The organism is Bacteroidota bacterium (genome assembly GCA_030017895.1).
Taxonomy (GTDB): Bacteria; Bacteroidota; Ignavibacteria; order UBA10030; family BY39; genus JASEGV01.
Window position 1 is genome coordinate 20,744 of the sequence record JASEGV010000023.1, and the last position, 19,103, is coordinate 39,846.

Genomic DNA, 19,103 nt, shown 5'->3' on the forward strand with positions numbered 1-19,103 from the left:
TCACAACCCGCTGGAACGTTTGCACGCAGGTTAGTTCCAGTCCGTTATATCGCAATAAAATTTATCTCATTAGAAAAGGAGTTTAATGGAAATATTGGGCTGTATCCTGAAGGTAGATTCAATACTAAAACAATTTGGAAAAATTACCGCAGTATATAATCTTTCCTTCAGTATCAATAGGGGAGAAATTTTCGCTTTGCTTGGTCCAAATGGTGCCGGAAAAACTACTACAGTTCGGTTGCTGATGGACATAATTAAACCCGATGAAGGAATAATTGAATTTTACTTACACGGAAATAAAAGTTCCCAGATTCCTCTTGCTTCTGAACTTGGTTATTTACCCGAAGAACGTGGATTATATCAAGAAATTCCAATCATTAAGACTTTAGAATTTATGGGTATAATTAGAGGGATGCACAAAATTAAAGCTCGGGAATCATCTGAAGAATGGCTCGAAAAACTAGAATTGCTAGATAGAAAAAATGATAAACTAAGTACTCTTTCCAAAGGCAATCAACAGAAAGTTCAGTTTATTTCGTCTGTACTTCACAAACCATTGTTTGCTGTGTTAGACGAACCTTTTGCCGGTTATGATCCGATCAATCAAGAAGCATTTTTAAAGATAATCAAAGAGTTGAGAGACAAAGGAACTACAATACTTTTGAGTGCACACCAAATGCACTTGGTTGAACGAATTGCGGACAGAGTTTTACTAATAAATAAAGGAAAAAAAATTGCTTATGGAACCGTTGATGAAATAAAGAAAGACTTTTCTACCGGAGAAAAAATAATAATAAATGTTGAGAGCATACCGGATTTATCATTGCTTCAAAATGACGATGCTGTGGAAAAAGTTGAATTGATGAATGAGACTGAAATAAAAATATACTTAAAGCAAAACAAATCATTATCTGGACTGCTTAACAAAGCCGCTTCGAACTATAAAATTACTTCTGTGAAAACAGAACACATATCGTTACACGACATTTTTATTGATAAGGTGAAAGGAGATAACGATGAACAATAGAAATGATAAAAATATAAAATTGGTTTATGAAGTTGCTAAATGGGAATTCAACAGATGGTTCAAATTAAAAGATCAGGTCATCACACTGTTGATTAGTGCCTTTATTAGTCTTTTAATTTTTGGCGGAAAAGCTCTCATAGAAAAATTCAGTGATGATAAAGTTGAATTAGTCATTATCAACAGCGACCTTCTTCCCATCAAGTTAAGTAATGAAAGTAAAATCAAACTAATAAAAAAAGAATTTACTGAGATAGATAAGCAGAAAAAGTTATTGGCTGAAAAAGAAATAAGTGGAATACTAATATTAAATGATATTGATAATATTGAACTGACAGTAAATAAAGAACCCGCATGGTTAGGAGAATTGCAGGAAGTACTTACTTCGGCACGGCAACAAATCAAACTTAAGCAATCGAATATTTCTCCGGAGCAGTTAAAAAATATTTTTCAGCAAGCTCAAATAAAAATGAACTACACTGAAACCAAAAGAGAAAGAAGTAGTGCCGGCGAGAAGATATCAGCAGGAATATTTATTGGATTAATGCTGCTTGGAATATTTTTTGGGTTGTCTTATCAGTTTGTGGCTATAACCGGGGAGAAACAACTTAGAATAACTGAAGTAATAGCATCTGCAATTAGTCCAAAAACTTGGATAGATGGAAAGATTTTAGGTTTATCATTGCTGTCGCTCGTTTTGCTGGTAACAAGCGCTTTAAGCACAGTTGTGTTTATTATAGTTTCATCGATGTTTGGCAGCGGATGGTATATACCATTTTCAATTACCAATCCATTATTAATAGTTAAATTGTTTATTCTATCAATCAGTGGTTTTCTTTTATGGAACACTTTTTTTTCGGCGATAGCTGCCACAATTAACGACCCGAATACTTCAGCAAGAAGTTCTTTAATGATGGTGCCAGTCGTACCTGTTACGATTGCATTCTTCGCTATCGGAAATCCTGATTCGATGGCTATGAAAATATTATCATTGTTTCCTCTCACTTCTTCGCCGGTTCTGTCAGCAAGATTAGTTTTAACAGACGTACCATTTATAGAGATATTACTCTCTTTAGTCTTACTAATTATATCCATCTGGTATTTACGGAAAGCAGCCGGAAAAATTTTCTCACTTTCTATTTTAATGTACGGCAAGGAACCATCCTGGAAAGAAATATCCAGATGGTTTAAAGAATCAAGAAAATATTAATAAAACAATTTTGATAGATGTTACAATAAGATATAACAAGTTGTTCAAAGCGACAATCCAGTAAGAAGCGGAAAGGTGTATCCGTAATCCATAAGTTGACAGAGTGTATATCGTAATCCATAAATAAAAAATTATTCCACTGATGAGTAATTCTATTTCTAAAATATCAGGTGTATCATTAATCGTTATCGCAGTAATCGGCTTTATCACGGTGGCTGATGAATTCAGACATACCGGGGAGTTTATAGGCGTTTCCAGTATTTTATTTGCCGGTATAATTTTGCTAATAGACGGATATAATTTTTCAGTGTCAAAACGACTTTCAATCCATTGGGTAGCTATTGGTGTTTTATCAGGAATACCCCTCGGTGGATTGTTACTCGATAATATGCCGTTAGGTGTTGGGTCCGGAATGGTGATCGGAATTTTTGTTGCATTTGTGTTGGGGAAAAAGAATACTAAAATAAATCGATCAACCTAAACCAAGAAAACTTCCCAAAGGTTGACAGGGAATATTCAGAACAAACCTTCGGAAGATTACACGGAAGATTAATCATGTGTGGAATATTTGCCTTTTTCTCTTTTTAAGTATAAATTAGAACTGGATGTTAGCACGCTATTTGGCTGGATGAGAATAGCAAGGTTGTAGAAATTATTTGAAGGAAACAGTATAAAATAAAATTTACCTTTTACTCTAATTCCTGTTTAATTAACAACTAATTCATAACTAAACAAAATGAGGTAAATATGAAAAGGACAGCATTAATTCTCGTCGTATTGTTTTCTTCAATTATGTTTTCGTTGCCACTGATCGGCAATGATAACAAAAACGAAAAAAGTTCTGAGCTTGGAGAGCAGCTCGTTTTAATGGTTACATCAATCTTGCAAGGTAAAGATTATGCCGGATTCAGAGAGAATATTTTTCCTGAAGCATACGTAATCTACAACAATATTTACGAAAATATATTTGAAGTATTGGGAAATATTTCAAAAAAAGAAATATTCATCGAAGGGAAAGAAGCTGAAGTTGGATATGTTCATATATGGCTGCCGGACAATCAACAAAATGCCTATCTGGTTTTACAAACAAAAAATGTAGATAACGGAAAAACAAACTGACATTCAATCTTCTTTAAGATTGGCGAAAATCAGAAATGGCAAATATTAAGTTGGCATAAAAGCTAAATAAACAGACTGACCAATGCCTCACCCTACGGCAAAGTAGGGTTGAGGTTTTTAGGTTTTGAGTTTTAGTTTTTTATATTGATACTCAAAATATTAGAGTAAATAAAATGAAAAACAAAATCAGCATAGCTTCCGGGCAAGGTTTCTGGGGCGACTTGCAAACTGCTCCGATGGATCAAGTAACTAAAGGTCCGATTGATTATATCATGATGGACTTTTTAGCTGAAGTTACTATGTCCATAATGCAAAAGCAGAAGAAACGCAACCCGGAACTCGGTTATGCCAAAGACCTTGTGCATCTCATCGAGCAGATTCTCCCTACCTGCATAGAAAAAAATATAAAGATTATTACTAACGGCGGTGGTGTAAATCCTTCTGCTTGCAGCGATGCCATTCTAAAATGTGCAAAGAAAAAGGGATATAATTTAAAAATCGGGATTGTGCACGGCGACGATATACTTGATAAGTTAGATGAGTTTGAAAAGCGGGGCATCAAATTCAATAATATGGAAACGGGTGAATCAATCGAGAGCGTGCGGCAAAAAATATCAGCGGCAAATGTTTACTTTGGCGCCGCTCCGATTGCGGAAGCACTCCGCCAAGATGCCGACATTGTAATTACAGGCAGGACGACAGATACAGGACTGACGCTTGCCCCTATGATTTACGAATTCGGCTGGAATGAAAACGAATGGGGTAAACTCGCAAGCGGCACTGTTGCCGGACATATTCTCGAGTGTGGCGGACAAGCGAGCGGGGGAAATTTCAGCGGTAATTGGCGTGCAGTTCCCGACCTTGCACACATCGGCTTCCCGATTGCCGAGGCTTATCCAAACGGTGAAGTCATTATAACCAAACACGAAAACACAGGCGGTATGGTTACGGTAGAGACTGTAAAAGAACAATTGCTTTACGAAATTGGAAATCCTGCTAACTACATAACTCCCGATGTTGTCGCCGATTTTACTACGATTCAAATTGAGCAGATTGGCAAAGACCGTGTGCGTATGTTCGGTGTAAAAGGCAACCCAGCCACCGATACTTACAAAGTTTCTATGGCTTACCTCGATGGTTATACAGCAATTGGTACGCTCACGTATGCTTATCCCGATGCACTTGAGAAAGCACAAAAAGCCGACGAAATCCTTCGCACACGTCTCAGCGATTTAGGTTTAAAGTTTGATGAGATTAGGACAGAATATTTAGGATTGAACTCCTGCCACGGAACGATTGCTGAGATGCCGAATGTTATTAACGAAGTTGTGCTTCGCATCGGAGTAAGAAGTCATAGTCATTCAGCTGTGGAAAGGTTTGGCAAAGGGCTTGCACCATTAATACTAACAGGACCACCCGGTGTTACAGGTTTTGCCGGCGGCAGACCAAAACCTGATGAGGTAATAGCATACTGGCCCGCGCTGATTGCAAAGAGTGAGATAAAGCCGGTAGTTACAATGAAGAAGATATGAGTTAATATGCAAACAATTTTAGGTGCAAACGGAACAATAGGTTCTGTATTAGCAAAAGAATTAACGGCTTACACCAATCAAATAAGATTAGTAAGTCGCAATCCAAAAAAAGTAAATGAAACAGATGAATTATTCCCAGCCGATTTATCAGATGCAAGTCAGGTAGAAAAAGCTATTGAAGGTTCGGAGGTTGTCTATCTATTAGTTGGATTTGATTACAAAATAAAAGTTTGGCAAGATAAATGGCCCAAACTCATGCGTGCAGCAATAGATGCTTGTATTAAGCACAAAGCAAAATTAGTATTTTTTGATAATGTTTACATGTATGATACAAATGCTATCCCGCACATGACTGAAAGTTCAGTCATAAACCCACCAAGTAAAAAAGGTGCGGTTAGAAAAGAGATTGCCGACATGCTTTTAAATGATGTAAAATCCGGAAAAATAACTGCACTAATTGCTCGTTCTGCTGATTTTTATGGACCTAATAATGATAAAAGTTTTTTAATTGAAGTGGTTTACAAAAACATGAAAAAAGGGAAGAAACCCAATTGGTTCATTGATGAAAATAAAAAACATTCCTTTACTTATACACCCGATGCAGCCAAGGCTACTGCACTATTGGGAAACACTGTTGACGCATACAACCAAGTGTGGCATTTGCCCACCGATAAAAATACCTTAACAGGTAAAGAAATGATAGCGTTGTTTGCCAAGGAATTGAATGTAGAAACCAAGGTTTCTATATTACCGATGTGGTTGTTAAAAATACTCGGTTTATTCATTCCAATAATGAAAGAGATGCCTGAAATGATGTATCAATACGATAGGGATTATTATTTTGATTCGAGTAAATTCGATAAACGATTTAACTTTAAAACTACAACCTATCAAGAGGGTGTAAAACTGACAATTCAGCAAACAAAAAAATAATGATGAAACAATTTGACTTCGTAATTTCAAAGCGTTATATTTTAATCGGAATTTGAATAAAAATAATTTAAGGAAGAAATATCAATAGCTTTATACCATCTCTCTAAATAACTATTGTTCAATTAACTAAATGAGGTGCGTTATGTTTACTAAAATATTTTTCTCTGTTTTCCGATTCTCCTTAATTATTTTACTCACGGTTTCCTTCCTTAATTCCTACTCACATTCGCAAACGACAAATATTCTAAAAGTAAATGTTGCTATGATTGCCGAAAGCGATTCACCATCCGATTTGGATAGAGCAGTAATTAACAGTTTTAAACAGGCGTTAAATGAAAGAGGAATGCTTGTTGTTGAGAATTCTGATTTCAATACTGAGATTCTTGTCGATGCAAAAATGTTTAACGAGAAAATAATCATATCAGTTACTACATTTGGGGTAATACCCCCCGAAGTCGTTTCTTTGGGTGGAAAAGCTGAAATATTCTATGCTACCATAAAAGAAAAACAAAAAGAGCAACTGACTGAAGAAGGTAAATCAATCAGGGAATATGTGAGCACAGAATACATGAGGCAGTTCAGGATTATCAACGATAATTATTTAGACGTAATTGATAAAAGCGAACTTGAAAAGTATTGCAGAAAGATAGTTTCATTTTTGTTGTAAATGTCGTAATATTCAAGAAGACAGCGAAGCCAGGATACTGTGCTACATGGATATTGCGGTTGTAGCAAAAAAAATATTTTACGAAGAACCACAAAGGGTCTTCGAGTAACTTCGTGTATTCTCAGTGATCTTCGTGTAATAAAAATAATGGAATAAGTGAAGCAATAATGAAAAATAAAATTGACATAGACAACTGGGTGCGAAAAGAACACTACAAGTTTTTTAAGACTTACGATGAACCCTTCTGGGGGATAACCACAAATGTCGATTGCACAAATGCTTACAGAAAATCGAAAGAACTCAACATCCCGTTTTTTATTTATTATTTGTATCTATCTTTAAAGTCTGTCAATCAAATTGAGGAATTTAAATACAGGATTGAGGGAGAGGATGTATATTGTTACGATGTTATTCATGCAGCGGCGACTGTTTTAAGAGAAAACGGAACGTTCGGTTTTTCTTTTATCAAATATAATGATAACCTTCCGCCATTTACAGAAAATGCAAAGCAGGAAATCGAAAGAGTTAAAAACGATAACCGGTTGATGCCAGCATATTCAGGTGAGAATGTCATACATTACACTACTGTTCCTTGGATAAGTTTTAGCGGAGTGTCTCACCCCCGTCGTTTTTCGCTGAAAGATTCTGTTCCCAAAATTGCTTTCGGGAAAATTATTGAAGAGAACAGCAGAAAATTATTACCCATAGCTATTCACGCCCACCACGCTCTGGTTGATGGTTTGCATGTCGGGAAATATTTAGAATTATTTCAAAAATTGTTGGATGAATAGGCAATTTGTTTTTCTAATTGATAATCGTTAACGTAAATTAAAAACATAAGGAGAAAAAATCATGAGCAAAGGTCTAGTCACTAAGAAGTCAAGCAAAAAAGAACCGGCAAAATCTATGAAAGAAAAAAAAGCCGCGAAGAGAGATAAGAAGGAAGAAATAAAAAAGACCGGGTACCAAAAGTCCTAACACGACTTGCCCGATAGTGTGCCGTCTTTGATAATTTTAAAAAATCATAGGAGAATTTTAACAATGATTATAAATATTTATGTTTTAATCATCTCGATTATATTCTTTCAATCTCCATTATACACACAGACATCAGCAGATAATGCTATCGCCACATTCTCAATAGTTGCGCGGGATTCTGCAACCGGAGAATTAGGTGTCGCAGTCGCGTCCCGATTTTTTGCTGTCGGAGCGGTTGTGCCTTGGGCAAAATCCGGTGTTGGTGCTGTAGCAACACAATCATTTGCAAATACAACTTTCGGTTGGCGTGGCTTGGAGCTTTTAGAGAAGGGAGCCACACCCGATGAGGTTGTCGGAATTTTAATAAGGAAGGACGACGACCCGAAGCGGCGACAGTTCGGTATCGTAGCTGCCGATGGGAAATCGGCAAGTTATACAGGAACGGACTGTCTTCCTTGGGCGGGTGGCAGAAACGGTAAAGATTATGCAATTCAAGGGAATATTTTAACCGGCGAAAATGTTGTTACTGCAATGGAAGAAACCTTTTTAAAATTGAAAGGCACTTTAGCAGAACGGATGTACGCGGCGCTATTAGCTGGCGAGAATCACGGTGGCGACTCCAGAGGAAAACAATCTGCCGCATTATTGGTCGTAAAAGAAAAAGCCGGCTATGGTGGTTATAATGATCGGGCAATAGATATCCGTGTTGACGACCATACCGAGCCATTCGTGGAGTTGGGACGTTTACTGAACTTTGCACAAATGAATTATTCCTGGAATGAAGCTTGGACACTTTTTACACAAAAGAAATTTATAGAAGCCCTGCCATTTATGGAACACGCAGGAAAAATAGCTCCAGAGAATCCTGAAGTTTTATATGACCTTGCTGTTATCAGGTTGGCTGCCGGTAAAATAGACGATGCGTTGAAGGTCCTTGAGGAAGCACTCACATTGAATCCAAAACTCAAAAAGCAGGCGTCCGGTGATAACGACTTGAAGGGCTTGCATAAAAACCCGAAGTTCAATCGCTTGATAGAGGAGAATATTAAAAATTAAAACCCTATTTGCAAAAATAGCTTTTACAATTTTCTGAGTAAACGTAAAAACTAAATACACACAAAATAATCAGGATTATTTAAATATTGTCTGAACAGTCAAACAAATCAATTGCTAACTCTTTAGAAACAAACGAACGTCTTCTTCCTTATATGCCGTTCCTGCTTCAGGATCTCTGGGTTATGGGAAGCTCGGGTGAGCAGATAATTATATTAATCGGGGAACTTAAATTACATTCAGATAAAACTAAAGTACTCGACTTGGGCTGCGGCAAGGGAGCTGTATCTATTCAGATAGCCGCAAAATACGGATTTAAAGTGGTTGGCATAGATGCAATGAAACAATTTCTTGAAGAGGCGAATAAAAAAGCACATCAGTATAACGTATCTCATTTATGCGAATTCATCGAGCAGGATATTTTTGACTATGTATCAGTTGAACACGATTATGACATTGTTATACTTGCTGCTGTGGGAGGGGTATTCGGATCGCTTCAAAATACCGTTGCTCAATTGCGGACTCAGGTTAGGTCCGGCGGATATATGATTATCGATGATGGATATTTAAGAGATGGTAAAAGTATTTCACGAAAAGGTTACGGACATTACAGAAATCATGAAGAGACAATCCGCGAGCTGACTTTTTATGATGATAAATTACTCGGGGAAATCAATACAAACGAATTGAGCAGTCAGATAAATTATGAATATCACCATCTGATTGAAAAGAGGGGGAAGGAATTAATTGCACTGTACCCTGAGTTGGAAAATGAAGTTAAATCATATATAGATTTGCAAGCTGAGGAATGCGATGTTTTGAAAAATCAAATAGAAGGAGCCCTCTGGCTTTTAAAAACAAAATGAGTATATAAAAGGAACCTCACATTGAAGATAAAATTAAATAACGTATTTGTAAATGGTCAGGACAAAGCACTCAAGTTTATACTGAGGTTTTGGGCTTTGTTAAAAAACCGAGATACCTATTGGAAAATTCAAATGGTTGACAGTCGTTTCACACGAAGAACCGGACGGTACTGAATTACTCCTTGAGCCGAACGAAAATCCCGCTGCCAAAACATTCCAGGAATCTCTTTTCAAACAAGGTATACCTTTGGGCACTGCAACCGTTGCCATATTCGATTATACTTGCGGCAACCTCATACAGATAGCGCAGATGTAAGTAAGTCTTTATTCGCCGAATCTATAATCATCATGTCAAAGTGGATTGTCCCACATGAACAATTGTTACGTAATGAAGTATAAAGCGATAAAAAACATAATGCTGTTCTTAGTTTTATCAGTTTCTTTGATATCCCAAAACGAAGAAAATAAATATTCAGCCGTCCCCTTCCCGAGTCTATTTTATAATATCGACAAACATTTAGCGGGCTCAATTACTCATGATCATGGAATGAATCGTATTTTCGGAGCTGTGGGGAGTTACGGAAGGGGGTACTCTTGCAATTCTTACTCTTAAATAAATCTACTTTATGAAATCTGCGAATAATGTCAAAGCATCATACGCCAAATGGTCGCAAACTTACGACCATGTTGAAAATCCTACAAGAGATTTGGACAAGAAAGTAATTCGGAAGATATTAGTCAATCTTAAAGGCAAGGATGTAATAGAAGCCGGATGCGGAACGGGAAAAAACACAATCTGGCTTATGAAAACTGCAAAAAGTGTTATATCATTCGATTTATCAAAGGAGATGCTTAATATAGCACGCCAAAAAATTACAGGTGTGAATGTAAAATTTGTTCGGCATGATATAACCAAAAAATGGTTCTTTCCGAATGATTGCTGCGATGTTGTAACAATAAATTTGGTATTGGAACATATCGAAAAAATTAATTTTGTTTTCAAAGAAGCATACAGAGTTTTGAGAAAAAATGAAAAACTATTTGTTTGTGAACTTCATCCCGATAAACAGAAAAAAGGGACAAAGGCGAGGTTTACTGAACTTGATGGTAACACATTAGTAGAAATCGATTCCTACTACCATTCAAAAACAGATTACATAAAAGCCGGTGTGATTGCCGGATTTAAAAAAATCATTCTCAAAGACTGGTTCGATGAAAAAGAGAGTAACCAGGTTCCAAGACTATTATCGATGTTGCTGAAAAAGTGAGGGTATAAGGTTTACCGGTATATCTATTTTATTTTTTAGGGAGTATAAATTTAGTTCTTAGTTCTTAGTTTTTAGTTACAGTTCTTCGGTTTATAGTCGATAGTAAATGTTGCTTATAAATGATGTTAAGCATACCAAAACAAATGATAATAAAAAATTAACTATCACCAGCAACTAATAACTCAAAACTAATAACTATCTTTTTCCCATTTTGTTTTTAACGCTATAATTCTTAATTTTAGATGTAAACTAAGCGTAAAAGGAACATTATGAATCATGAGGAAAGAATCGTTTGCGACCCAAATGTAATGTTGGGTAAACCGATCATTAAAAACACACGAATTACAGTTGAAGTAATATTACGAAAACTTTCATCAGGGTATACAATGGATGAAATTACTTCGATGTATCAGAATATTACTAAAGACGATATTTTAGCGACAATCGATTATGCCGCTTCTGTGATTGCCAGTGAAGAGATGATAGAGAGTCATTGATTATTACTGATGAAAATATTGATTTTAATTTGATTGTTGTGCCCGTGAGGCAGGTTTTGAAATTCTCTCGATTGCTGAAAGACACCCGGGCAAAGACGATAAAGATATACTCGAATTAGTAAAAACATTAAACGGTATCTTAATACAGAAGATAAAGACTTTGGTGAATGGGTTTTTGCGCATAAAATTCCAAATGTTGACATAATTTTCCTACAGTATGAAAAAGAAGATTTTATCAAGGTTGTGGAAAATGTAAAAAATGTGTTACCAAAATTTATGACAGAAACACGGCACAAATTTGTAGTGATTACAAAAAGTAAAATCCGAATTAGAGAATTTTAAATTTATAGATGAAGTACAAAAAGCAGGAAATAATTAAAAAGTTAACAAATTTATTCTCGCACAAACAGGAAATTATCTTGGCATATCTTTTCGGGTCAATCGCAGAAGGTAAAACACATAAATTTAGCGATGTAGATGTGGCTGTTTATTACAAAAAGGAACCGCCCTTAAAACATCATCTTGAATTATTAAATGATGTGTGTGGCACATTAGAGACTGATGAAGTAGATGTAGTAAATATGAATACAGCGTCTCCAATAATTATCCATGATATTTTATCATTTGGTAAGCTGCTAATCTGTCGTGATGATAATTTTTACGTTAACTTACGTATAAAAACTCTGAGAGAGTATGATGATATGATGCACATCCTGAAAATCCAAGGAAAATATATTTTTAATGAAGCAGCGCATGGTTAAGCCGGAATACATAATTACAGCTATTAAAACAATCGAACAAAACTACATCGAGCTCTACCAATACAAAAATGTAAAGTCGAACAAGATTGCTGCCGATAAATCATTACAATGGACGATAGAGAGAGGCTTGCAAGTAACGATTCAGGCAATTTTGGATGTTGGTTCGCACATTCTTTCAGACTATAAAGAAAATGGATGGAAAGCATATAAAGAGATACCACAAAAACTTTATGACCAGGGAATAATTACAAAATCGTTAGCCAAGCAAATCAAATTAATGGCTGGATTAAGAAATGTTTTAGTACACGAATATCTTCAAGTCGATACTAAAATATTAGAAGAAATACTGCGATTCCATCTGGAAGATTTTAAGAAGTTTGTTTTACAATTAAGAAAATGGTATAAAATATAAATAATGCTTATCACTTTATCACAAATATGCCACAGCCGTTCCGGCGACAAAGGCGATACTGCCAATATCGGGCTTATTGCACGGAAACCCGAGTATTATGATATAATTCAGAAATACGTTACTGCTGAAAAAGTGAAAGAACATTTTAAAGGAATTTGTTTAGGCAGGGTCGAACGTTTCGACCTCCCAAATTTAGGGGCGATTAATTTCTTGCTTTACGAGTCGCTCGGCGGCGGCGGAACTGTGTCGCTGAAAAATGATGCACAGGGTAAAACATTAAGCTCAGCTTTGCTAAGAATGAAAATTGAAATAAAAGAAAAAATTGAATTATGAATATTGTTATTGATACATCAGCGATTATAGCTGTGATAGCAAATGAACCTGAAAAACAAAAATTAATCGATCTGACGCGAGGTGCTCATCTTTTTGCACCTGAATCCATAAAATGGGAAGTTGGCAACGCCTTTTCTTTAATGTTAAAGCGGAAACGGGTTACACTTGAGCAAGCTATGAGAGCATTAAATATATTTGAGAGTATCTCTCTTATGTGGATAGAGATCGACCTCAATCAAGCTTTAAAAATTGCCTATAAGCTTGGAATTTATGCATATGATGCTTATGTTATCTGTGGTGCTTTATCGAACGCTTATCCTTTGCTATCATTAGATAAAGGATTGCTTCGGAATGCCCAGAAATTAAATGTAAAAATTGTTGAGGTAAAATAATGAATACGTATAGTGTTACAAAAGCTAAGAAAAATCTAGAACGATTATTGGAACAATCAAAGAAAAAAGGTATAGTGAAAATAAAACGTGAAGATGGTCGGATATTTGTCCTGAAACCAGAAAATAATAATTCATCTCCACTAGAAGTTGATGGGATAGATTTAAAAATTGATACTGATGAAATTATCAAGATTATTAGAGAAAGTAGAAAGCGGTAAAAAGTTTTATGTTTGAAAATCAAAAAGAAAAAATAAAACAATTATCAGAACGCCTCACGAACCTCAGGGGGTATCTTTGACCTCGATACAAAAGAAAAAGAAGTTTCTGAGTTAGAAAATAAAAGCCACTCGCCGGATTTCTGGAACGACAACATCGCCGCGCAAAAAGTAATGCAGCAAATTAGCACACAAAAGGAGTGGATTGAATCCTGGCGGAACATCGTACACAAACTCTCCGATTTAAAAACTTTGGTCGAACTTGCCGAAGAATCGGCTGAAGAATCGTATGAAAAAGAAATCGATTCTGAAATCTATCTTGTCGAAAACCTAACCTCTGAATTGGAGTTTCGCAATATGCTCAGCGGTGAGGATGATAATAAAACCGCCATTCTCACTATACACTCCGGCGCCGGTGGTACCGAAGCTCAGGATTGGGCTGAGATGCTTCTGCGAATGTATCTACGCTGGAGTGAAAAGCGAGGTTATAAAACTTTTCTTTTAGATGAACTTGAAGGTGATGGCGCCGGAATTAAAAGCGCTACCATAGAAGTTCAAGGTTCATTTGCTTACGGGCATCTCAAAGCCGAAAGCGGAGTACATCGATTAGTGCGTATCTCTCCGTTCGATTCTAATGCACGCCGGCATACTTCCTTCGCTTCGGTATTTGTGTATCCCGAAATTGAAGATGACGTTGAGATCGAGATCAACCCCGCCGACCTTGAGTTCGACACTTACCGGGCTGGTGGAAAAGGTGGACAGAATGTTAACAAAGTTGAAACAGCCGTCAGGATACGTCATCTTCCAAGCGGCGTCGTGGTTGCGTGTCAGCAGGAGCGCTCTCAGTTCCAAAACAAAGAACGCGCGATGAAGATGTTAAAGTCCCGACTTTACCAGTTAAGGAAAGAAGAAGAAGAGGCGCGCCTTAGCGTAATTGAAAGCACAAAGAAAAAAATCGAGTGGGGCAGTCAGATTCGTTCTTATGTTTTTCATCCTTACAATATGGTAAAAGATCATCGCACAGATGTAGAAACAAGTAACGTTCAATCTGTAATGGACGGCGACATTGATGAGTTTATCAAGGGTTATTTGATGGAGTTCGGAAGAAAAGCTATTTAAAAAATATATATTTAATTTGTAAAACAAACTTGGTAATAAGTATGGCAGATTCATTCTCAGCATTAATCATATCAACAATAACAATTGGAATAGTTCACGCATTCGCCCCCGACCACTGGCTTCCTTTCGTAATGATTGGCAAAGCACAAAAATGGACTAAATCGCGTCTCTCGTTAGTCGCTTTTATAGCGGGGCTCGGGCATGTTGGTTCTTCAATAATTTTAGGTGCAATCGGAATTTTAGCTGGAGTTGCTTCGATTCATCTTGAAGGTGTCGAATCAACACGCGGTGAAATCGGTGTTTATTTACTCATCGGTTTCGGTGTCGCTTATGCTTTATGGGGTTTGAAACATGCAAGGCATCACCATTCACACATGCCCGATTTATCAAAAAAGAAAGTTGTAACTGTTTGGACTTTATTTGCAGTATTCGTTCTCGGTCCTTGCGAGCCTCTAATCCCGCTTATGTTTTTAGCAACTGCTTACGGTTGGGCGGGCATCGCAACAGTAGCCGGAGTTTTTGGAGCAGTTACACTCATAATGATGGTCGGACAAAGTCTGTTAGGTTATGCGGGTTTTCAGTTAATCAAACGTAGCTTTGCCGAAAAGTTTTCACACGCAATGGCAGGCGGGACAATTGCACTAACCGGCTTGTTCTTATATTTTATATAAATATTTTTTAATTTTTAATTTTGCATTTTTAATCGTCTTAATGTCTTATAAATGGTTCATAGCTAAACGATACATCGCATCAAGCCGCAAATCGAGGTTCATCTCGTTTATCACCGGCTTCTCGATTGTCGGTGTTACGTTGGGAACTGCGGCTCTCATCATCACACTTTCGATATTGGGAGGTTTCGAAAAAGAAATTAAAGAAAAAGTTTTCGGATTTATGTCGCATATCCAAGTGGTAGGATTTGAAGGTCAGCCTCTCTTCAATTATCAGAAATCAATTGCTTTAGTGAAAGAGAAAGTTCCTGACGTACAAAGCATCTCGCCCTTCGTTGCAAAAGAAGCAATGATTCGCGCAGGTGATAATGTTGATGGAATTTTTTTGAAGGGTATCGAAGTAGAAACCGACCCAACGAATATTCAATCGTACATCAAAGAAGGGAAATATCTCTCGAACAATAAATCTGACAAATCAGAAATTGTTATCGGAAAAAAGCTTGCCCGTAAGTTGGATGTTGGTGTTGGCGATAAAGTAATTGTGTTCGGTTTACCATCGGGACAAGTCAGCTATCAACCGCGAGCCTCTGTTTTTTTTGTAGCTGGGATTTTCGAATCGGGGATGGCTGAGTACGACGACTTGTATGCGTTCACACATCTTACCGATGCTCAGCGACTCTTCGGACTCGCCGAAAGTATTCTCGGCTTTGATGTCGTTGTGGATAGTATTCCTAAAGCGACAACAATAGCAAATCAGATTCGGGAAGTTTTAGAGTATCCGCATAACGTTCTTCCTGCCGCTCAGCTTTATCGTAACCTTTTTGCCTGGATTGAATTGCAAAAAAAACCGGCCCCCATACTGTTAGGATTGATTGTAATAGTAGCAATCGTGAACATCATCGGCACTCTGTTGATGATGGTTTTAGAACGAACACAAGATATCGGAATACTGAAGTCGTTGGGTTCAAGTGCCTCTGATATTCAAAAAATATTTTTAATTCAGGGTATGTTTATTGCCGGCATTGGCGTTGCGGTAGGTAATCTATTAGCTTTTGCTTTATGTTATTTACAACTTGAATTCAAATTTTTCTCTCTTCCGTCCGATATTTATTTTATGAGCACTGTTCCAATTTTATTGAAATGGGATCATTTTGTAATAGTAAGTGCGATAGTATTATTGCTTTGCTTTGTTTCATCATTACTGCCCTCAAAAGCTGCTGCAAAGTTAGATGCCGTAACAACTCTGAGGTTTCGTTGATGCGGTTCGAAAATTTTATAGCACGAAGATATCTCGCTTCGAAACGAAAAATTCAATTCATTACAATCATCAGTTTTATTTCAATAATCGGAATTACTGTGGGAGTTGCAGCTTTACTGATTGTGATGTCGGTTTTCAACGGCTTTACCGGAATTGTTACATCAATTTTAATCGGCTTCGATCCTCACATCCGAATTGAACAAAGCAGCGGTCTTGATTTGCAGAATTACAACCGTGTGTCGGATGTTTTAAAAAACGAAAAACTTGTTTCGGGATATTCACCATTTATTTCCGGGAAAGCTATGATTATTTCAAAAGCTTTTAATAAAGTTGTATATATCAGAGGAGTAGATGAGGGAAAGATTGCCGCTGTTTCGGGTGTAAAAGATAAAATTGTTTTAGGTGATTTTAATTTGAGAGATGAGAAAGAATACAGTTCAATTATTTTAGGTTTGACACTTTCAGATAGATTGGGAGCAGTTGTAGGCGACTATGTGGATATTGTGAGCCCGTATGCTTTCTCCGCAGCGTTAACACCTTTCGGCACACCCGCTGTAAAAAAATTCAAAGTTACTGGTATTTACGAATCGAATAATAAGGAGTACGATTCGCAATTTGCGTATATTTCAATTGAATCGGCACAAAACTTATTCGAGATGAGTGGACGGTATTCTGGTGTGGAAGCCCGGCTGATAGATCTTGATAAATCGGAATCTTTCAAATCAAATCTTCTAAAAAAACTACCATCGGGTGTCGAAATATCATCTTGGTACGATTTGCATTCCGATTTATATTCGATGATGAAAATCGAAAGATATATTGCTTACATCCTGTTAAGTTTGATAATCCTTGTAGCTAGTTTTAATTTGTTGGGTTCGTTGTATATGACTGTGATAGAAAAGCGGCGAGACATCGGAGTGTTGCAATCGATGGGTGCATCGCAAAAAAGCATAATAAGAATTTTTATGTATGAAGGAATACTGATCGGGCTGATCGGAAATGCGTTGGGAATTATTTTAGGATTGGTTTTGATATTCTTACAACAACAATATCATTTATTCCCACTCGACCAGACAGTTTATATTATTCCGGCAATTCCGGTCGAGGTGCACCTATTCGATTTTGTTACAGTAACAGCCGCCTGTATGATACTGACTCTTCTTGCATCATATTTCCCAGCGCGGCGGGCATCAAAAATAATTCCGATAGAATCAATAAGATGGGAGTAATATGGAAAAACAATTAATTATTCGCTGTTCAAACATTCAAAAGAAATTTGTTACCGACAAAAAGTCAAATAGCTTTCTTCAAGTTCTTAGAGGAATTGATTTAGAAATTTATGAGGGTGAAATTGTATCGATTGTCGGTTCATCGGGTGCCGGTAAAAGTACACTTTTACACATACTCGGTGGCTTAGATAAACCGACCGAAGGAGAAGTTTATTGGGGAGAGAAGAATATTTCTGAACTCAACGATGAAACTTTAGCGAAACTTCGAACTAAAGAAGTAGGTTTTGTTTTTCAATTTCATCATCTGTTGCCTGAGTTTACTGCGCTTGAAAATGTAGCGATGCCGCAAATGATTCTCGGGAAAACTTTGACGGCTGCCCAAAATAGCGCCAAGTCGGTTTTACCACTTGTTGGTTTAGCCGAGCGCTCAAACCATAAGCCGAGCGAATTATCCGGTGGCGAACAACAGCGTATAGCAATCGCGCGGGCAATCGTCAATAAACCAAAAGTTGTTTTAGCTGATGAACCGACGGGTAATTTAGATTCTGCTACTTCGGAGGAGTTATTCTCGCTTATTCAGAGTTTAAATAAGGAGAACAAGCAAACATTCATAATAGCCACTCATAACGAAAATTTAGCTCATCGTTCGCATCGTGTTTTGCGAATTGAGGATGGAAAGCTTTTTCAACTATAATTGGTTTTTAAAATATTTTTTTTTAGATTAACACAGAAAAATTAAGGAAATAAAATGGCAAAAGTAGTAAAATCGAAAGTTCACAAAAAAACCGAAATTATTTTTCCATTAGAGAAGATAAATTATATCATCTTAGGAATCGGACTTCTTGTTATTATAATCGGATATATAGCTTTATCCGTCCCAACTGTGGAAGGATTCAGCCCGTTAGTCTTGGCTCCGATTTTACTTATCTTGGGGTACTGTGTAATTATTCCATTAGGAATTTTATACAAGAGGAAGGAAAAACCGCCCAAAACGCTTGTTCACGGGACGGCGAAGGGTTAATATTCAGCTTTTTTGATTTAAACCGATAAAAGTGTTGATTTTGCTGTAGATAAAATTGTTGATTATCTCTCAAGATTTTTGAATGAAATCGGCTGTTAGCGAGCAGAGCTTTTTAAGCTACAGAAAAAACCCTTGTAATTTATATAAATATTCCTTATATTTTCACGCCCCCGACTTATCGGGGTGAATGAGCCTGTAGCTCAGGGGTAGAGCATCTGCCTTTTAAGCAGAGGGCCGGTGGTTCGAGCCCACCCAGGCTCACAAATTCAAGTCAAACGTGAAAAATTATAAAGTCAAAATGCTGAAAACAAATTTATTTTGGCTTTTTAATTTTGATTTTTGAAATTGTTTAGCGCGAGTGGTGGAACTGGCAGACACACCATCTTGAGGGGGTGGCGCCCGAGAGGGCATGCGAGTTCAAGTCTCGCCTCGCGCACTGAAATCAAAACTTGACTTTATCCAAACTTAAATTTATCTTATTAGTGAATTTAAATTAAGGGCGGTTCCAAAAATTGACTTATTGAATACTTTTTTTTGTATATTTAAGA

25 protein-coding genes and 2 tRNA genes are annotated in these 19,103 nt (G+C 36.9%); all 27 read left to right on the forward strand.

Annotated features, from left to right (window positions below; genetic code table 11):
• Positions 1-85 precede the first annotated feature (85 nt).
• Positions 86-1,027 (forward strand): ATP-binding cassette domain-containing protein, encoded by a 942-nt coding sequence (locus QME58_06045; GenBank protein ID MDI6803392.1) that lies wholly within the window; start codon positions 86-88, stop codon positions 1,025-1,027.
• Positions 1,017-2,234 (forward strand): ABC transporter permease, encoded by a 1,218-nt coding sequence (locus QME58_06050; GenBank protein MDI6803393.1) that lies wholly within the window; start codon positions 1,017-1,019, stop codon positions 2,232-2,234. Before QME58_06045 ends, QME58_06050 begins: the two co-directional genes overlap by 11 nt.
• A 142-nt stretch (positions 2,235-2,376) precedes the next feature.
• Positions 2,377-2,715 (forward strand): hypothetical protein, encoded by a 339-nt coding sequence (locus tag QME58_06055; protein MDI6803394.1) that lies wholly within the window; start codon positions 2,377-2,379, stop codon positions 2,713-2,715.
• Positions 2,716-2,981: 266 nt separating this feature from the next.
• Positions 2,982-3,353: a hypothetical protein gene (locus tag QME58_06060; GenBank protein MDI6803395.1), complete on the forward strand. Its 372-nt coding sequence runs from the start codon at positions 2,982-2,984 to the stop codon at positions 3,351-3,353.
• Between the two features lie 173 nt (positions 3,354-3,526).
• Positions 3,527-4,885: a DUF1446 domain-containing protein gene (locus tag QME58_06065; protein MDI6803396.1), complete on the forward strand. Its 1,359-nt coding sequence runs from the start codon at positions 3,527-3,529 to the stop codon at positions 4,883-4,885.
• 6 nt (positions 4,886-4,891) lie between these two features.
• A complete protein-coding gene (locus tag QME58_06070) occupies positions 4,892-5,818 on the forward strand; it encodes an NAD-dependent epimerase/dehydratase family protein (protein MDI6803397.1) in 927 nt (308 codons plus the stop codon).
• 142 nt (positions 5,819-5,960) lie between these two features.
• On the forward strand, positions 5,961-6,485 hold the full coding sequence (locus QME58_06075; protein MDI6803398.1) for a hypothetical protein: 525 nt from the start codon (positions 5,961-5,963) through the stop codon (positions 6,483-6,485).
• 167 nt (positions 6,486-6,652) lie between these two features.
• Positions 6,653-7,276, forward strand: a complete 624-nt coding sequence (locus QME58_06080; GenBank protein MDI6803399.1) for a chloramphenicol acetyltransferase — start codon at positions 6,653-6,655, stop codon at positions 7,274-7,276.
• A 61-nt stretch (positions 7,277-7,337) separates the two neighbouring features.
• The gene (locus QME58_06085) at positions 7,338-7,463 is read left to right on the forward strand and encodes a hypothetical protein (protein ID MDI6803400.1); all 126 of its coding nucleotides are present in this window, start codon (positions 7,338-7,340) and stop codon (positions 7,461-7,463) included.
• 63 nt (positions 7,464-7,526) lie between these two features.
• Positions 7,527-8,519: a DUF1028 domain-containing protein gene (locus QME58_06090; GenBank protein ID MDI6803401.1), complete on the forward strand. Its 993-nt coding sequence runs from the start codon at positions 7,527-7,529 to the stop codon at positions 8,517-8,519.
• Between the two features lie 86 nt (positions 8,520-8,605).
• Positions 8,606-9,382 (forward strand): class I SAM-dependent methyltransferase, encoded by a 777-nt coding sequence (locus QME58_06095; protein MDI6803402.1) that lies wholly within the window; start codon positions 8,606-8,608, stop codon positions 9,380-9,382.
• A 136-nt stretch (positions 9,383-9,518) separates the two neighbouring features.
• A complete protein-coding gene (locus QME58_06100) occupies positions 9,519-9,698 on the forward strand; it encodes a hypothetical protein (GenBank protein MDI6803403.1) in 180 nt (59 codons plus the stop codon).
• Between the two features lie 310 nt (positions 9,699-10,008).
• Complete coding sequence (locus tag QME58_06105) at positions 10,009-10,650, forward strand: class I SAM-dependent methyltransferase (GenBank protein MDI6803404.1); 642 nt, start codon at positions 10,009-10,011, stop codon at positions 10,648-10,650.
• Positions 10,651-10,919: 269 nt separating this feature from the next.
• Positions 10,920-11,147, forward strand: a complete 228-nt coding sequence (locus tag QME58_06110) for a DUF433 domain-containing protein (protein ID MDI6803405.1) — start codon at positions 10,920-10,922, stop codon at positions 11,145-11,147.
• A gap of 350 nt (positions 11,148-11,497) precedes the next feature.
• The gene (locus QME58_06115; GenBank protein ID MDI6803406.1) at positions 11,498-11,908 is read left to right on the forward strand and encodes a nucleotidyltransferase domain-containing protein; all 411 of its coding nucleotides are present in this window, start codon (positions 11,498-11,500) and stop codon (positions 11,906-11,908) included.
• Positions 11,889-12,320, forward strand: a complete 432-nt coding sequence (locus QME58_06120) for a DUF86 domain-containing protein (protein MDI6803407.1) — start codon at positions 11,889-11,891, stop codon at positions 12,318-12,320. The genes QME58_06115 and QME58_06120 overlap by 20 nt, the downstream gene beginning before the upstream one ends.
• A 3-nt stretch (positions 12,321-12,323) precedes the next feature.
• On the forward strand, positions 12,324-12,653 hold the full coding sequence (locus tag QME58_06125) for a hypothetical protein (protein ID MDI6803408.1): 330 nt from the start codon (positions 12,324-12,326) through the stop codon (positions 12,651-12,653).
• Positions 12,650-13,045: a type II toxin-antitoxin system VapC family toxin gene (locus tag QME58_06130; protein ID MDI6803409.1), complete on the forward strand. Its 396-nt coding sequence runs from the start codon at positions 12,650-12,652 to the stop codon at positions 13,043-13,045. Before QME58_06125 ends, QME58_06130 begins: the two co-directional genes overlap by 4 nt.
• Entirely contained in the window at positions 13,045-13,263 is a 219-nt protein-coding gene (locus tag QME58_06135; GenBank protein MDI6803410.1) for a type II toxin-antitoxin system Phd/YefM family antitoxin, read from the forward strand. The genes QME58_06130 and QME58_06135 overlap by 1 nt, the downstream gene beginning before the upstream one ends.
• An 8-nt stretch (positions 13,264-13,271) precedes the next feature.
• Positions 13,272-14,379, forward strand: a protein-coding gene (gene prfB / locus QME58_06140; GenBank protein MDI6803411.1) for a peptide chain release factor 2 whose coding sequence is annotated in 2 segments (ribosomal slippage) — positions 13,272-13,340 and positions 13,342-14,379 — 1,107 coding nt in all. Because the reading frame shifts where the segments join, the coding sequence is not laid out codon by codon here.
• 41 nt (positions 14,380-14,420) lie between these two features.
• Positions 14,421-15,050, forward strand: coding sequence for a hypothetical protein (locus QME58_06145; protein MDI6803412.1), 630 nt, complete (start codon positions 14,421-14,423; stop codon positions 15,048-15,050).
• 40 nt (positions 15,051-15,090) lie between these two features.
• Entirely contained in the window at positions 15,091-16,305 is a 1,215-nt protein-coding gene (locus QME58_06150) for an ABC transporter permease (protein MDI6803413.1), read from the forward strand.
• Entirely contained in the window at positions 16,305-17,534 is a 1,230-nt protein-coding gene (locus QME58_06155; GenBank protein MDI6803414.1) for an ABC transporter permease, read from the forward strand. The genes QME58_06150 and QME58_06155 overlap by 1 nt, the downstream gene beginning before the upstream one ends.
• A gap of 1 nt (position 17,535) precedes the next feature.
• On the forward strand, positions 17,536-18,228 hold the full coding sequence (locus tag QME58_06160; GenBank protein ID MDI6803415.1) for an ABC transporter ATP-binding protein: 693 nt from the start codon (positions 17,536-17,538) through the stop codon (positions 18,226-18,228).
• Between the two features lie 54 nt (positions 18,229-18,282).
• Positions 18,283-18,555 carry a hypothetical protein gene (locus QME58_06165; GenBank protein MDI6803416.1) on the forward strand — a complete coding sequence of 91 codons (273 nt, stop codon included), beginning with the start codon at positions 18,283-18,285 and terminating at the stop codon, positions 18,553-18,555.
• A 189-nt stretch (positions 18,556-18,744) separates the two neighbouring features.
• Positions 18,745-18,816 (forward strand) — tRNA-Lys (locus tag QME58_06170).
• 91 nt (positions 18,817-18,907) lie between these two features.
• A tRNA-Leu gene (locus QME58_06175) sits at positions 18,908-18,991 on the forward strand.
• Positions 18,992-19,103: the final 112 nt, after the last annotated feature.